This is a genomic window from Nocardia abscessus NBRC 100374 (assembly GCF_000308455.1).
GTDB lineage: Bacteria > Actinomycetota > Actinomycetes > Mycobacteriales > Mycobacteriaceae > Nocardia > Nocardia abscessus.
In genome coordinates, this window is the sequence record NZ_BAFP01000010.1 from 21,076 (window position 1) to 36,653 (window position 15,578).

Below are 15,578 nucleotides of genomic sequence, written 5' to 3' on the forward strand. Positions count from 1 at the left end.
CTGCCGTCGCCGTCCACGAGGTCGGCCGGAGCGCTCGGCGTCGCACGGGTCGATGCCTCTCCCGCCGTCGCGCCGTTGTCCGGTGTCGAGTCGGTCCGGGTCGGTTCTCCGACTCCGGGCGAGGCGGAGTGACCGGTTGTCCCGCTGGTGTCGGCCGATGTCGCGGCGACCTCCGCGGTGGACACACCCTGGCCGAATTCGTCGCCCGCCGGGCCGTGGCAGTGACCGCCCGCCGTGCCGAGCGCGTCCATGGTGTCGCCGGTGCCGACGACGACCAGGCGCCCGCGTACCCGCAGCACGTCCACCTCGGTGCGGTACAGCTCCGAGAGCACCGCCGAGGTCATCACCTCCTGCGGCGTCCCGATCCGGAACTGGCCGTCGACCAGGTACAGCACCCGATCCACCAGGGGCAGAATCGGATTGATCTCGTGCGTCACGAAGAGCACCGCGGTGTCGTGGGTGCGCCGCCTGCGATCGATCAGTTCGGCGACCAGGCGCTGATTCGCCAGGTCCAGGCTGAGCAGCGGCTCGTCGCAGAGCAGTACCTTCGGATCGCCGACCAGCGCCTGCGCCACCCGCAGGCGCTGCTGCTCGCCGCCGGACATGGATTCCAAAGGCGCGTAGGCGAAGTGCTCCGCACCGACGTCGGCGACGGCCGCGGCCACCTTGCGCTTGCGTTCGGCCCGGGAGCGTAGGCCGAGCCCCCAGCGATGCCCGTCGACGCCGAGCCCGACGAGGTCGACGCCGCGCAACTGCACCCCGGCGTCGATCGTCTTCTGCTGCGGCACGTAGCCGATGTCGTGATTGCCGGTGCGCGCGGGCGAGCCCGCGATCCGAGCCGTCCCGGAACTCAGGGCGAGCTGGCCGAGCAACACCTTCAGCAGCGAGGTCTTGCCCGACCCGTTCGGTCCGAGCACCGCGACGAATTCACCGGGAGCGACGCTGAGATCCAGCCCGTCCCATAGGGTTCGATCGCCGAACGACAGTCGCGCCGCCTCCAGGCGCACCGCGGCCGAGTCCTCGCCGATGCCGGGTCGTCGCCGTTGCACCCGGTCGGTGTGCTCGGTCAGCGCGGCTGCCTTGTTCATCGGCTCAACCCAGCGCGGCGGTCAGCGCCTGCGCGTTCTTCGTCTGCCACTGGATGTAATCCTGGCCATCGGGCAGGGTTTCGGTCACCTCGACGATGGCGATGCCCGCGTTCTGCGCGGTGCCGCGCAGGTCCTTGGTGATCTTGTCCTCGGTCTGCACGTTGTAGATCAGGGCGCGAACCCGCTTGCCGCTGAGCAGATCCTGGGTCGCCGCGACGGCCGCGGGCGCCGGATCGGTCTCCTGCTCGATGGCTTCCTGGAATTCGTGCGGAGTCAGGTCGTCGGCTCCGGCCGCGACCAAGAGGTAGTGCGCGAGGGGTTCGGTCTGCAGCACCGGCGTTTTCGGGTGCTCGGCGGCGAGCTTGCCCGTGATGGCGGTGACCGCGGCGAGCTGGTTCTTGAACGTCGTCGCACGCTCGGTGTAGGCCCCTGCCTTGTCCGGGTCCAGTTCGCCGAGCTGAGCGGCGATTCGGTCGGCGACCACGCCGACGGTGCGCACGTCGTACCAGACGTGCTCGTTCTCGTCGCTCTGATCCACCCGCAGCGAGAACGCGTCCACCGTGCGCTTGTTCGTGCCCGCCACTGCCTTCTCGGCGAACTCGTCGTAGCCGCCGCCGTTGTAGACCACCAGGTCGGCGTCGCTCAGTTCGGCCGACTCGACAGCGGAGGTCTCGTGCGAGTGCGGGTCGGCGTTCGGATCGGTGATCAGCGACCGGACGGTGGCATCGGGGCCCGCTATGGCCACGGCGATGTCACCCCAGACGTCGGTGGAGGTGACGACGGTCGGCCGGTCGGAGTCGGTTGAGTCGCCGCAGGCGACGATTGTCGCTACGGACGCCAATCCCACGGCGATGCCTACACACTTCATGGCGAAACTGGTCTTCACGTGGGGTACTCCTGGCAGTCCGGCAGATCAAAATGGAAATCGTTCCCGTTTAACTCTAGCAAATCCGGCCCGACGGTAGGATGCAACGCCAACGGAGAGCGCAAAAACCAAGGGCCCGTTCACGATTCCTCGTTCGCGGGCCCCTGGGTGAGCTCGGGTCTTCAGACCAGCGCGGCCTCCACCGGCTGTCCGAGCAGTTGTGCGCAGCGCAACAGGCCGAGATGGCTGTACGCCTGGGGATGGTTACCGAGCGAGCGTTCGGCTACCGGGTCGTACTCCTCGCTGAGCAGCCCGGTGGGTCCCGCGACGTCGACCAGCTGAGCGAACAGCGCCTCGGCGTCCGAGCGCTTGCCGATCAGCAGGTACGCCTCGACCAGCCAGGCCGCGCACAGGTGGAATCCGCCCTCGCCGCCGGGCAGGCCGTCGTCGTGGTGGTAGCGGTAGACGGTCGAGCCGCTGCGCAGCTCGGCCTCGGTCGCCACGACGGTCGCCGCGAAGCGGGGGTCGGACGGGTCGATCAGGCCGCTCAACCCGATGTGCAGCGTCGCCGCGTCCAGGTCGGTGCCGTCGTAGGCCGCGGTGTAGGACTGCACCTCGTCGTTCCAGCCCTTGGCCTTGACCTCGTCGGCGATGGTGTCGCGCAGCACCGGCCAGGCCGGATCGACCTCACGATCGAACTTCTGCGCCAGGGTCAGCGCCCGGTCGACGGTCAGCCAGCCCATCACCTTCGAGTACACGTGGTGGCGGGGGTTGCCGCGGATCTCCCAGATGCCGTGGTCGGGCTCCTGCCAGCGCCGCTGCACCGCCGCGACCATGGCGCACACCAGCTCCCAGTCGGCGTCCGGCAGCACGCCGGCCGGATCGGTGACGCCGCGCAGCTCCCTGGCGTGCGCCAAGGTCGCGATGAGGTCGACGATCGGGCCGAAGACGTCCAGCTGGACCTGCATGTTGGCCGCGTTGCCGACGCGCACCGGGCGCGAGCCCGCGTAGCCGGGCAGCTGGTCGATCGATGCCTCCGGCGGCAGCGTCTCGCCGTACAGCGTGTACAGCGGGTGCAGGCGCTCCGGGCCGGGCAGCGTCTCCAGCACCCGGTGCACCCAGCCGAGGTAGTCCTCGGCCTCGGTGAGCGAGCCGAGCGAGACCAATGCCTGCGCGGTCAGCGCCGCGTCGCGCAGCCAGCAGTAGCGGTAGTCCCAGTTGCGCACGCCGCCGATGTCCTCGGGCAGCGAGGTGGTGGCGGCCGCCAGGATCGAACCGGACGGCGCGTGCACCAGGCCGCGCAGGGTCAGCGCGGAACGCTTCATCAGGTCGGGCTTCAGCGGTGGCAGGGTGAGCTTGGAGGCCCACTCCGACCAGTACCGCTCCGCCTCCCGGCGCCGCTGGGTCTCGTTGCTCTCCGCGGGATCCAGATCGGTGGTGCCGCAGCGCAGTTCGAGTACGACCGCGCCCTGGGACGGGTCGACCACGGCGCGTGCCGACTCGTGCGTTCCGTCGGAGACGATCTCCCACCGCACGCCGGGGGAGCGCAGCACGATCGGGTCGTTGGTGCCGTGCACGCGCAGGCCGCCCTCTTGCGCTTCGAGGTTCACCGGCACCTGGCCGAACTCCGGCCGGGGTGCGAAGGTGACCCTGGCTTTCGCGTGACCGGTGATCACCCGGGTGAGGTCGGTCCGGTTGGACGCCACGTCGTGCGGCAGGTAGTCGGTGACTTGCAGGCTGGCCCAACGGGTTTCGACGGTCATGGTGCCGTCGACATAGCGCTGCGACAGCGGCAGCCCCGGCCGCTCGGGCTCGATGGTGAAATGACCGCCCTGCGGGCCGCCGAGCAGGTGCGCGAACACCGCGGCCGAATCCGGTTCCGGGTGGCAGAACCAGGTCACCGTGGCGTCCGGGGTGAGCAGCGCGACCGAGCGCGGGCTGGCGAGCATGGTCAGCCGCTCGATGCGCGGCGCGCTCGCCCCCGCCAGCCAGGTCCGGCGCTCCTCCAGCAGATAGGCCAGCGCCCAGGCCACGGCCTCGGTGCTGTCCACCCGGAACTTGGCCAGGCTCTCGCCGTCGCCGACCTTGATGCCCACGTCCGGGCCCGAGAGCACCCGGAACGCCTTCTCGTCGGTGACGTCGTCACCGAAGAACACCGCGGCCGAGGCCCCCGCCTGATGCCGGACGGTGTCCAGTGCGGTGCCCTTGTCGGTCTGCACCACAGCCAGTTCGATGACGGCCTTGCCCTCGGTGACCTGCACGCCGAACCAGCACGCCGGGCCGAGCCGGACCTGCGACAGCGCGCGGTGGCCGATCTCCGGGCTGGCGTTGCGCACGTGCAACGCGACGCTGGCCGGTTTGATCTCGACGGTGACCCCGGGGTTGTCCGAGGCGACCTGGTTCAGCGCCGTCTGCACCTCTTGGAGCAGGTGCTTGGCGTCGTTGTCGATCGCGTGTACGAAGCCGACGTCGAATTCCGAACCGTGGCTGCCGATCAGTTGCACCTCGACGGGCAGGCGCGACAGCGCCGCGAGATCTCGCAGCGCGCGGCCGGAGATCACGGCGGCGGTGGTCCCGGTCAGGCCGGCGAGGGCTCGTAACGCGCTCACCGATTCCCGATGGGGAAAGGCTTTGGCCGGGTCGGACACGATGGGCGCGAGTGTCCCGTCGTAGTCCGAGGCGACCAGCAGCCGTGGCACGCGCGCGACCGTCGACAGTGCACGGCGAAGTTCCAGTGGCAGATCCTGTGCGCTCACGCATCCAACCTAGTGATCGGAGGAGTTTTTTACGGGGGCGGGCAAAACAATACTGTGTTGAATTTGCCGCACAGCAGCGCGCCGGTCCGCGTGCGCACGATAACGCAGGTGCTGAACCGGTGTCCGGTGGATCTGCCCAGCTAACGGCAACGGGATTCGAGCGGGTGAGCTTCGTCGCAGCACAGGGGTTGATTCGGGCCCGATGGGTGACCGGGCGCCGAATTCGCTCGATGTGCGCTGGGAGATCCCGGTAGAGCCTACTGGTTGCGTTCGCCGAGCAGGAGGTCGACGGTCAGTTCCAGGCGTTCGGTGACGTCGGTGGCCGAGGCGCGCCGGGTCAGCCAAGCGACCAGATTCGACAGCCACACGTCGCTGATCACCCGCGCGATGGCCAGCTGACGTTCGGTGGGCTCGCCGTCGTTCATGGCCCGCGCGAAGACGCGGTCCATCACCTTGCCCACCCGGTCCACCTCGGCGGCGGCGGAGGCGTCGGCGAACATGAACGCCCGGGTCATGGCCTCGGTGAGCAGCGGGTCGCGCTGCATCATCCGGGTGATCTGGGTGAGCAGCAGGTGCATGCGCTCCTGCGGAGACTGCCCGGCAAGCGGCTTGCGTTTGCCCTCGATCTGCTCGAATTCGCGCGACAGCGCCGAGACCAGCAGGTGCACCTTCGACGGGAAGTAGCGGTACAGCGTGCCGACCGCGACGTCGGCGCGCTCGGCGACCGCGCGCATCTGGACCGCGTCGTAACCGCCCTTGGACGCGAGTGCCAAGGTCGCGTCCAGGATCCGCTTGCGCCGTTCGCGCTGCGCCGCCGAACTCAGCTCGTCCTCACTGAGCGTGGTGACCGTGGCGGCGGGCCGGGCCGCGCTCGGGTCGGCTGGCTGCGATCGGGACGGACTGGCCATTGATGAAAGTCCTTTCCGGGAACGTCGTTTCGTCGGCTGCGTGCGCGGTCTCGCCTCGGCGGCGATGGTGTCTTGACTTCCGCCCGGCTAGGATATTAGAACATGTTCTAGGTGTGGGAGTCACGCCGGAAAGGCGGTATGGAGTGTGACCATCGCCACCACTGACGAGCATAAAGCCGTTCAGGAGTCGATGCGCGGATGGGCCGCCTCGGTCCGTCCAATTGCAACAATGCGAACCGGCGCGGCCGACTTCTGGCGCGCCTACTGGCCCGCACTCGCCGAGATCGGGATCTTCCGGGTCGCGGTGGCCGAGGACGCGGGCGGTGCGGGTGGATCGGTCGCCGATCTCGCCGTGCTGGTTGAGCAGGCGGCGCACGACCTGGTCGGCGGCCCCGTGCTGGCAACGGCTCTGGCCAACCTGATCACCACGGGACAGCTCGACGAGGACCTGCCCTGCGGTGTGGGGCTCGACTTCGTCGTCGGTTCGACGGTGAGCGTACCCGCCGCAAGCGACGGTGTGTTGCTCACGGGTACCTGGGATTCCGTGCTCGGCGCCGCACCGGGCACCGCCGTGCTGCTGCCGGTGGACCACCCGAGAGGGCAGCGCTGGTGCCTGGTCCCGCCCGACGCCGACGGTCTGCGGGTGGAGGCGCTCGCGCCGCTGGACCCGAGCACGCCGCTGGCTCGGGTGCACTGCGCCGACCTGCGCGTGCCCGCGGAGCGGGTGTTCGTCGCGCCGCACGCCGCCGAAGATCTTCTCGTCGCGCTGGTCGCCGCCGAGCTGGCGGGTTTGGCGGGCTGGTGCCTGGAGACCGCCGTCGAGTACGCCAAGGTGCGCGAGCAGTTCGGCCGCAAGATCGGCTCCTTCCAAGCGGTGAAGCACATCTGCGCCTGGATGCTGTGCCGCACCGAACTGATTCGCGCCGTCGCGGCCGACGCCGCGGCCGCCGTGGACGACGGCGGCGCCGAACTGTCGATCGCCGCCGCCATCGCGGCCGCGATCGCCCTGGACGCCGCGGTCGAGACCGCCAAGGACTGCATCCAGGTGCTCGGCGGCATCGGCTTCACCTGGGAGCACGACGCGCACCTGTACCTGCGCAGGGCGACGGCGCTGCGGCAACTGCTCGGCGGCTCGGCGCACTGGCGCGCGCGGGTCACCGAGCTCACCCGTCACGGCCTGCGGCGCACCACCGGCGCGGACCGGGTCTTCGCCGCTGAGGGCGTGGCCGTGGACGGTGGCACCGCGGACCAACTGGCCGCCGAAGTCGCGCGGATTGCGGCCCTGCCCGCCGATCGGCAGCGCGACGCACTCGTCGAGGCGGGCCTGGCCATGCCGCATTGGCCGCGGCCCTACGGGCGCGCCGCGGATCCGATGAACGGTTTGGTGATCTCCGAGGAACTGCGCCGCGCCGGGCTCACGGCGCCGGACCTGGCCATCGGCGGCTGGGCGATTCCGACGCTGCTGCAACACGGCACGCCGGAGCAGATCGAGCGCTTCGCCTGGCCGACGCTGCGCGGCGAGGTGGTCTGGTGCCAGCTGTTCAGCGAACCGGAAGCGGGCTCCGACCTGGCCGCGTTGCGCACCACCGCGAAAAAGGTGGACGGCGGCTGGGTATTGCGCGGGCAAAAGGTGTGGACTTCTCTGGGAGACAAGGCGAATTGGGCGATTTGCCTGGCTCGTACCGATCCGGACGCACCCAAACATCGTGGCATCACGTACTTCCTGGTCGATATGCACAGCACCGGACTCGAAGTGCGCCCGCTGGTGCAGATCACCGGGGAGGCGCGTTTCAGTGAGGTATTCCTCGACGACGTGTTCGTGCCCGACGACGGCGTGGTCGGCGCATTGAACAACGGATGGAAAATCGCCCGATCCACATTGGCGACCGAGCGGGTCGCCATGGGCGGCAATGGTATCGGTCCGGTGCTCGAAGAGCTGATCGCGAAATCGCCCGCCACGGGCCCCGGCGCCGAACTGGTGAACGACCGCCTCGGCGGATTCGTCGCAGACGCCGTCGCCGGACTTTTACTCGAACAACGCGCGGCAGTGAAGTTGCTTGCCGGGGGAGACCCGGGTGCGCAGAGTAGTGTTCGCAAATTGGTCGGGGTGCGCCACCGCCAAGCGGTCGCGGAATTCGCTGTCGAGACGGCAGGGCTTTCCGGCGCGCAGGATTCCGAAGTGGTGAAGGAATTCCTGCTAACGCGCTGTCTATCGATCGCTGGTGGAACTGAGCAGATCTTGCTCACCGTGGCTGGTGAGCGGATTCTCGGGCTGCCTCGCGACGCGAACAGCTAGTCGCCGACAACCGGGAGAAAACGTGGATTTCACCAGGGACGAGGGCCAGGACGCGGTGGCCGAAGTCGTCGTGAGCTTGCTGGAACGAGAACCCGCTCGCGATATGGAGCTGTGGCCGAGACTGGTCGACTCCGGATTGCTTGTCGTGGCGGTGCCGCAGCGGCACGGCGGCGACGGCATGGGGCTGCTCGAGGTGGCGGCTCTATTGACCGAGCTGGCGACGGACGCGGTCGCGATACCCGCCCTTCCGACGCTGGGCTTCGGCGTGCTGCCGCTGGTGGCGAGTGCGCCGGAGAGCGTGGTGGCACGGGTGCTGCCCGACATCGCCAAGGGGACGGTGCTCACGGCTGCGCTGAGCGAAGCCGCGGCGCCTTTCACCGTCGAACCGGAGACCATCGCGGTCACCAGCGGAAACACCGTGCGCATCAGCGGGTGCAAGGTTGCCGTACCCTACGCCGAGCAGGCGAGTTGGCTGCTGGTGCCGACCAGTTCCGGTATCGCCCTCGTCGATGCCCAGGCCGAAGGGCTCACGCTGACGCCCACGCCGGTCTCCGGCGGTATCCCCGAGTGCACCGTGCGGCTGGACCAGGTGGAGATACCCGCCGAACAGTTGTGGACAACCGGCCTGGCGGACCTGCACCGTTTGGCGCTGGCTTCCATCGGGTCGGTAGCCGATGGGTTGCTCAAGGGCGCGATCACGCTCACTGCGGAGCATCTGCGGACCCGCCGCCAGTTCGGCAGGCCGTTGGCCGAGTTCCAGGCCGTCGCTCAGCAGATCGCGGATCTGTACGTCGTCTCCCGCACTCTGCACGTGGCCGCGGTCTCGGCGAACTGGGCGCTCGCCCAGGACGATACGAGCCGGGAGCACCGCGAGCGCACCGACGACGACCTGGAGATCCTGGCCTACACCGTCACCGAACAACTGCCCGCGGCCATGCAGAAGTGTCATCACCTGCACGGCGGTCTCGGTGTGGACGTGACCCACCCGATGCACCGCTATTACTCACAAGCCAAGGACATCGCTCGCTGGCTCGGCGGCGCGTCGTTCCGACTCGATCGATTGGGTGCCAGATGTTCATCGACCTGACCACCGAGCAACGTCGGTTACGCGACGAATTGCGTGCCTACTTCGCCGACCTCGTGACTCCCGAGGAGGAGTCCGAGATGGCGGTGAATCGGCACGGCGCCGCCTACCGCGCCGTCGTGCGCAGGATGGGACGCGACGGCTGGCTCGGCGTCGGCTGGCCCAAGGAGTACGGCGGCCAGGGGTTCGGCCCGGTCGAGCAGCAGATCTTCTTCAACGAGGCGGTCCGGGCCGACGTCCCGCTTCCGCTGGTGACGCTGCTGACCGTCGGCCCAACCTTGCAGCAGTTCGGCACCGCGGAGCAGAAGCAGCGGTTCCTGCCCGGAATCCTCTCCGGAGACATCCATTTCGCGATCGGCTACTCCGAGCCGGAGGCGGGCACCGACCTCGCCGCGCTGCGCACGTCGGCGGTGCGCGACGAATCCGGGGACTGGATCGTCAACGGGCAGAAGATCTTCACCACGGGCGCGCACGAAGCCGACTACGTCTGGCTGGCCTGCCGCACCGGCTCGGCCGAGTCGCGCCACCGCGGCATCACCATCCTGATCGTGGACACGAAGGATGCCGGCTACTCGTGGACGCCGATCATCACCTGCGACGGCGCCCACCACACCAACGCGACCTATTTCGACAACGTGCGCGTACCGGCGAACATGCTGGTCGGCGAGGAGAACCGGGGCTGGAAGCTGATCACGACCCAGCTCAACCACGAGCGGGTGAGCCTGGGTCCGTCCGGCAAGATCGAGCAGCTCTACGACCGGGTGCGCGACTGGGCGCAACCGCGCGGCGTGCTCGCCGAACCGGACGTGCGTCGCGCGCTGGGCCGCATCCACGCCATGGTCCGGCTGAACGAACTGCTGAACTGGCAGGTGGCCGCGACAGTTGACGGCGATCAGTCCCAAGTGATCGCCGACGCGTCGGCCACCAAGGTCTACTCCACCGAATCGCTGCAGGAGGCGGGCAGGCTCGCCGAGGAGATCGTCGGCCGCTTCGGCGACCCGGCCGACCCGGCCACCGGCGAACTGCTGACCTGGCTGGACCGCAGGACCAAGCAGAACCTCGTGGTCACCTTCGGCGGTGGCGTCAACGAGGTGATGCGCGAACTGGTCGCCTCGGCCGGTCTCCGGTTGCCGCGAGTACCCCGATAACGAGTGAAGGAGCCGCGCGTGCCGGACACCACAACTGCGGACGCGATCGTCGCCGCCGCCGAAGGGATTCAGGCGGCGGGTGAGAGCGCGCCCCGTTTCGGGCGTGACCCGGTGAACCAGCCGATGATCAACAACTGGGTCGAGGCGCTCGGCGACGCCAACCCGATCTACGTGGACGAACAGGCGGCGCGCGCCGCGGGACATCCCGGCATCGTCGCGCCGCCCGCCATGGCCCAGGTGTGGACCATGTTCGGGCTCAACGGGTCCCGGCCCGCCGACGACCCGATGGGGGCGGCCACCGAGTTGCTCGACGCCGCGGGTTACACCTCCGTGGTGGCCACGGACTGCCGGCAGACCTACCACCGCTACCTCAATGTCGGTGAGCAGGTTTCGGTCACCAGCACGCTGTCGGACATCCGCGGCCCGAAGCGCACCGCGCTGGGCGAGGGGTGGTTCGTCACCTTCCGGACCACCTGGCGGGTCGGCGACGAAGTGGTGGCCGAGATGCTGTTCCGGCTGCTGAAATTCGCGCCCGGCACCGCGGCGGCGGAACCGGCCGCGGGCGAGCGGGTGAAGCCGCTGGTCTCCTGGGATACCGAGTTCTTCTGGGAGGGAACCAAAGCGGGCGAGTTGCGCATCCAGCGGCTGCCGGACGGATCGCTGCGGCATCCCCCGATCCCGGCCATCTGGCAGGACAAGTCGAAACCGACCGATTACGTCGTCGCCTCCGGGCGCGGCACCGTGTTCAGCTACGTCGTGCACCACGCGCCGAAGGTGCCGGGACGGCAGCTGCCGTTCGTGGTGGCGCTGGTCGAATTGGAGGAGGGCGTGCGCATGCTCGGCGAACTGCGCGGCATCGACCCGGCCGAGGTGCGGGTCGGCCTGCCGGTCGAGGTGGGCTTCGAGAAGCTCGACGACGAGGCGACCCTGCCGGTGTGGCAGGTGGTGTCTTGAGCGCCGCCGTGCGACCGGAGTCCGTGCGGGTCGGCACGGCGCTGCCGGAGTTGGTGATCGACGCCGATCCCACCTTCGTGATCAGCACCGCGCTGGCCACCCGGGATTTCCAGGACGTGCACCACGACCGGGACAAGGCCGTCGCCCGCGGGTCGAAGGACATCTTCGTCAACATCCTCACCGACACCGGCCTGGTGCAGCGCTTCGTCACCGACTGGGCGGGCCCGCGCGCCATCGTCAAGTCGATCGCATTGCGCCTGGGCGTGCCGCTCTACGCGGGGGACACGCTGACGCTGACCGGCACGGTGACCGCGCTGGAAGGCGACGACATACACATCGACGTGATCGGCAAGGACAGCATGGGCGACCACATCACGGCCACGACCGTCATCGCGTTGCGGAGCGCCGATGACTGAGCAGAAGATTTCCGGCCGCGCGGCCGTCGTCGGCATCGGTGCCACCGACTTCTCCAAGGACTCCGGCCGCAGCGAACTGCGGCTGGCCGCGGAGGCGGTCACCGCCGCGCTGGCCGACGCGGGCCTGACACCCGCCGACGTGGACGGCCTGACCACGTTCACCATGGACACCAACACGCAGGCCGCCGTGGCCAGGGCGGTCGGTATTCCGCAGCTGAAGTTCTTCAGCCACATCGGCTACGGCGGCGGCGCGGCCTGCGCCACCATCCAGCAGGCCGCCATGGCGGTGGCCACCGGAATCGCCGACGTCGTCGTGGCCTATCGCGCGTTCAACGAGCGGTCGGTGTCGCGGTTCGGGCAGTTCTCCACCGCACTGGCCACCGCGCCCACCTCGTCGGGCATCGACGCCGGTTGGTCCTACCCGCAGGGGCTGGGCACACCGGCCGCGCAGGTGGCGATGGTCGCCCGGCGCTACATGCACGTCTACGGCGCGACCAGCGAAGACTTCGGCCGGGTGGCCGTGGCCGATCGCAAGCACGCCGCGGTGAATCCGGCGGCGTTCTTCTACGGCAAGCCGATCACCCTGGCCGACCACCAGAATTCCCGCTGGATCGCCGAGCCGCTGCACCTGCTGGACTGCTGCCAGGAGTCCGACGGCGGGGTCGCGATCGTGGTCACCAGCGTGGAACGGGCCCGCGACCTGCCGCAGCGGCCCGCCGTCATCGCCGCGGCCGCCCAGGGTTCCGGCGCCGACCAGTACGTGATGACCAGCTACTACCGCGACGCCATGACCGGTCTTCCGGAGATGGGCCTGGTCGGCGACCAGCTGTGGGCGCAGAGCGGATTGCGTCCGCAGGACATGCAGGCCGCCATCCTCTACGACCACTTCACCCCGTTCGTCCTCATGCAACTGGAGGAGCTCGGCTTCTGCGGCCGGGGCGAGGCGAAGGACTTCATCGCCGACGGGGCGATCGAAGTCGGGGGTCGCCTGCCGCTGAACACCCATGGCGGCCAGCTCGGCGAGGCGTACATCCACGGGATGAACGGCATCGCCGAAGCCGTGCGCCAGATTCGCGGCACCTCGGTCAATCCGGTACCCGACACGACCAACGTCCTGGTCACCGCGGGCACCGGAGTCCCGACCTCCGGGCTCGTTCTCACCGCAGGCTGAGTCGGCTTCGCATCTGCCGCGGCGGGTGCGAAGCGCGTCGGGGCGACGGGCAGGCGCGTAGGTTGGTTGCGGTGGTGGCCCGGCATCTGGTGGACGTGCACGTGCTGTTGCTGCGCGGCGAGGAGTTGTTGCTGAGCAGGCGGCGCAGCGCGGACGAGTTCGACGGGCTGTGGCACCTCCCGGCCGGAAAACTGGAGGTAGGGGAGTCGGCGCTGGCCGCGGTGGTCCGCGAGGCGGGCGAAGAGGTCGGCGTGGTGATCGACCCGGCGGATCTGCGGCATGTCCACACCGCGCACGTCGTCGGCTCCGGGCGGGAGGCTCGGGTCGGGTTGTTCTTCGAGGCTCGCCGTTGGTCGGGCGAACCGGTCAACCGCGAGCCCGACAAGTCCTACGAGCTGCGCTGGTTTCCGCTCGCGAACCTTCCGGAAACGCTCATCCCGTATCCGGCCGCGGGCATCCGCGGCTACCGCACCGGAGCGACCTACAGCCAGCGGGGCTGGACCGGGTAGCGACATCGGTCAGGCGCTCAGGTGGGGCCCGAGCAGCCTGGCGAGTTGCCGCACGCTCTCCGGTGTGTTCGGGCGCAGTGCCGTGCGGTTGCCCGCGAAGCGGTCGAATACCGCGCCCTCGACTACGGCGACGAAGTCGTCGGCCCTGGCGCCGGGGTCGGTTGCGCCCATGGCCTGGAAGAGCTCCCGGGCGCGTTCGGTGGAGAACAGGCTGTGCGCGAGTCGGGGACGCAGGTCGTGATCGTCCAGGAGGTCCAGCAGCAGGGCGTGGCGGGCGATCAGGTGCGCGCGCCGCTCGGCAAGCAGCCGGTCGAGCCAGGTGGCGATGGCCTCCGCGACCGCGCCGGGCGTGGCGGTGCAGGTCGGCGCCAGCGCGGCTGCGGCGAAATCGTCGCGCGAGCGGGTGGTGATCCGGTCCACGATGGCCTCGATCAGGGCGCGTTTGGTGCGGAAATAGTAAGAGGCCGACCCGCCGGGCAGGCCGAGCTCGGTGTCCAGCGCCCGGTGCGTGAGCGCCCGCAGGCCCCGCGTCGCGATCAGTTCGATGGCCGTGTCGACGAGGAGCACGCGCCGGTCGCCTGTGGACATGATCACCCTTTCTGGCCGCAGTTCGACCTTGTCCTCTACAAATGTAGAGGACAAGGAGGTGTCATGGAACCCGATGTCATCCAGTGGGATTCCGGCCAGCAGCTGGCGGCGGCGCGGTTGCGGGAGTTGGTCGACCGGCGCGGCAGGCCGGTGCGGCGTCATCGCGGGATCTACCTCTACGGCAGGCCGGGGCGCGGCAAGACCATGCTGATGAACCGGTTCTTCGCGGAGGTGGCTTCGCAACACAAGCGGCGCTATCACTTCCACCAGTTCTTCGCCGGTCTGCACGCCGCGGCGCACGCATCTCGCTCGATCGATGCCGCCGTGAACGCACTGCTCGGCGATGCCCGGCTGGTCTGCTTCGACGAGTTCCACGTGCACGACATCGGCGACGCGATGCTGATCGCGCGGCTGCTCGACGCGCTGTTCGCCCGCCGCATCGCGCTGGTGGTGACCTCGAACTACCCGCCGGCCGAACTGCTGCCGAATCCGCTGTTCCACGACCGGTTCGTGCCGACGATCGAGCGCATCCTCGCGCGCATGGACGTGGTGGCGGTCGACGGCGCGATCGACTATCGCGGCCTCGGTTCTCGCGGTCGCCGAACCGGATTCGCGGCCGGACGATACGTCGTGGCGCCACGGTGGTACGCGCCGCGGATTTCGACCCCGGGCGCGTGCAATACCGATGCGGCACAAGGGGGCAACGGATCAGCCGTCGAGATATCCGTCGGCGCCCGAAGATTGCACGCGATTGCGACGGTCGACGACACACTGGTCATCGACTTCGCCGCATTGTGCGGTGTCCCAACCTCCGCGGCGGATTATGTTGCACTGGCCCAACGATTTCGCCGTTGGGAAATCCGAGATGTACCGCTGCTGGGCGAAGTTCCGGTCGACTGGGCGATGCGTTTCGTGAACCTCGTCGATGTTCTCTATGACGCCGATCGCGAACTCGCCGTCGTCGCGTCTTCGGTGCTCGGCGAGCTGGTGCGGGGCGTCCGCGGGGTGCCGGATATCTCACGTTTGACGAGCCGGCTTTGTGAATTGTCCCAATCCTCGCCCGAAATCGCCCGGTAACCGCGCCCGCGACAACCGCCCGGTGGCGACCCGGCACAGTTGCAGTTTAAGAGGAGAGACTCCGAAGTATTCCATTCCATCCCGAGCGGACCACCCGGCATGTAACTATGTGGCTGTTTTGTGCAGTACTCAGATTTGGTGGTACGCAGTGGCGCGAGCGCCGATATCGCGCGTGATCGTGCTGATCACGCTGCTGGCTTTTGCCGCCATCGCCCTGCACGGATACATCCCAGGAATTACCGAAAGCGAGCCGCGCAGACATGCCCCGTCCGCCCTGTCGGTCGCGCTCATGCCGGTGCTGCTGTCGGTGTCTATCGTGATCCTGCTGGCGGGCGTGATCGCGAGCCAGCATCGGTTGCCGCTGGCCATGCCCGAACCGGAACGCGAGGACGAGCGCAGGCAGTGGCGTCTCGGGCGGGCCGGTCTGGCGGTGCTCGGCGCGCTCGCGCTGCTCGCCTTGCTGCTCGCGGCGGCGTCGGCGATCTACTTCATCGGAGCGAGCGGGCCGAGCGAACCGGCCCGCCCGGCGGCGCCCGCCACCACCACGGGCGCCGCGCCGGAGCCGGGGACCGCGCCGACCGCCGAGTACGACCCCGGATCCGCGGAGCTCACCGGGACGGCGCTGGTGCTGGCCGGAATCGCGGCCGTCGGCCTGCTGACGGTGGCGATGAGTGGATTGGTCGTGGTCGCGGTGTCCTCCCGGCGCAAGCCGGTGCCC

General features: G+C 69.1%; 12 protein-coding genes and 2 pseudogenes. 9 read left to right on the top strand and 5 right to left on the bottom strand.

What is annotated here, in order from left to right:
* Positions 1-224: 224 nt before the first annotated feature.
* From ON19_RS02590 to kstR, 4 genes and pseudogenes are all read right to left on the bottom strand, one after another.
* Positions 225-1,010: pseudogene (locus ON19_RS02590) on the bottom strand (metal ABC transporter ATP-binding protein); the annotation flags it as partial.
* An 82-nt stretch (positions 1,011-1,092) separates the two neighbouring features.
* On the bottom strand, positions 1,093-1,974 hold the full coding sequence (locus ON19_RS02595; RefSeq protein WP_372478671.1) for a metal ABC transporter solute-binding protein, Zn/Mn family: 882 nt from the start codon (positions 1,972-1,974) through the stop codon (positions 1,093-1,095).
* Between the two features lie 161 nt (positions 1,975-2,135).
* Positions 2,136-4,709, bottom strand: coding sequence for a trehalose-phosphatase (otsB, locus tag ON19_RS02600; RefSeq protein ID WP_043686035.1), 2,574 nt, complete (start codon positions 4,707-4,709; stop codon positions 2,136-2,138).
* Positions 4,710-4,966: 257 nt separating this feature from the next.
* Positions 4,967-5,617, bottom strand: coding sequence for a cholesterol catabolism transcriptional regulator KstR (gene kstR / locus ON19_RS02605; protein ID WP_043686038.1), 651 nt, complete (start codon positions 5,615-5,617; stop codon positions 4,967-4,969).
* 145 nt (positions 5,618-5,762) lie between these two features.
* Between kstR and ON19_RS02610 the strand changes: the two genes are divergently transcribed.
* The 7 genes from ON19_RS02610 (at position 5,763) to ON19_RS02640 (ending at position 13,195) form a co-directional block, all read left to right on the top strand.
* Positions 5,763-7,913, top strand: coding sequence for an acyl-CoA dehydrogenase family protein (locus ON19_RS02610; protein WP_043686041.1), 2,151 nt, complete (start codon positions 5,763-5,765; stop codon positions 7,911-7,913).
* Between the two features lie 22 nt (positions 7,914-7,935).
* Positions 7,936-9,000 carry an acyl-CoA dehydrogenase family protein gene (locus tag ON19_RS02615; protein ID WP_043686044.1) on the top strand — a complete coding sequence of 355 codons (1,065 nt, stop codon included), beginning with the start codon at positions 7,936-7,938 and terminating at the stop codon, positions 8,998-9,000.
* The gene (locus tag ON19_RS02620; RefSeq protein ID WP_043686047.1) at positions 8,985-10,145 is read left to right on the top strand and encodes an acyl-CoA dehydrogenase family protein; all 1,161 of its coding nucleotides are present in this window, start codon (positions 8,985-8,987) and stop codon (positions 10,143-10,145) included. The genes ON19_RS02615 and ON19_RS02620 overlap by 16 nt, the downstream gene beginning before the upstream one ends.
* An 18-nt stretch (positions 10,146-10,163) precedes the next feature.
* A complete protein-coding gene (locus ON19_RS02625) occupies positions 10,164-11,099 on the top strand; it encodes a bifunctional MaoC family dehydratase N-terminal/OB-fold nucleic acid binding domain-containing protein (protein WP_043686087.1) in 936 nt (311 codons plus the stop codon).
* The gene (locus tag ON19_RS02630) at positions 11,081-11,515 is read left to right on the top strand and encodes a MaoC family dehydratase (RefSeq protein ID WP_372478672.1); all 435 of its coding nucleotides are present in this window, start codon (positions 11,081-11,083) and stop codon (positions 11,513-11,515) included. Before ON19_RS02625 ends, ON19_RS02630 begins: the two co-directional genes overlap by 19 nt.
* On the top strand, positions 11,508-12,686 hold the full coding sequence (locus ON19_RS02635) for a lipid-transfer protein (RefSeq protein WP_043686050.1): 1,179 nt from the start codon (positions 11,508-11,510) through the stop codon (positions 12,684-12,686). The genes ON19_RS02630 and ON19_RS02635 overlap by 8 nt, the downstream gene beginning before the upstream one ends.
* A gap of 71 nt (positions 12,687-12,757) precedes the next feature.
* Positions 12,758-13,195 (top strand): NUDIX hydrolase, encoded by a 438-nt coding sequence (locus tag ON19_RS02640; RefSeq protein WP_043686053.1) that lies wholly within the window; start codon positions 12,758-12,760, stop codon positions 13,193-13,195.
* 9 nt (positions 13,196-13,204) lie between these two features.
* Here the strand turns inward: ON19_RS02640 and ON19_RS02645 are convergent, their stop codons facing one another.
* Positions 13,205-13,783: a TetR/AcrR family transcriptional regulator gene (locus ON19_RS02645; protein WP_043686092.1), complete on the bottom strand. Its 579-nt coding sequence runs from the start codon at positions 13,781-13,783 to the stop codon at positions 13,205-13,207.
* Positions 13,784-13,846: 63 nt separating this feature from the next.
* Between ON19_RS02645 and zapE the strand changes: the two genes are divergently transcribed.
* Complete coding sequence (gene zapE / locus ON19_RS02650; RefSeq protein ID WP_043686055.1) at positions 13,847-14,860, top strand: cell division protein ZapE; 1,014 nt, start codon at positions 13,847-13,849, stop codon at positions 14,858-14,860.
* A gap of 172 nt (positions 14,861-15,032) precedes the next feature.
* Positions 15,033-15,578, top strand: a pseudogene (locus ON19_RS02655) (DUF4129 domain-containing protein); the annotation flags it as partial.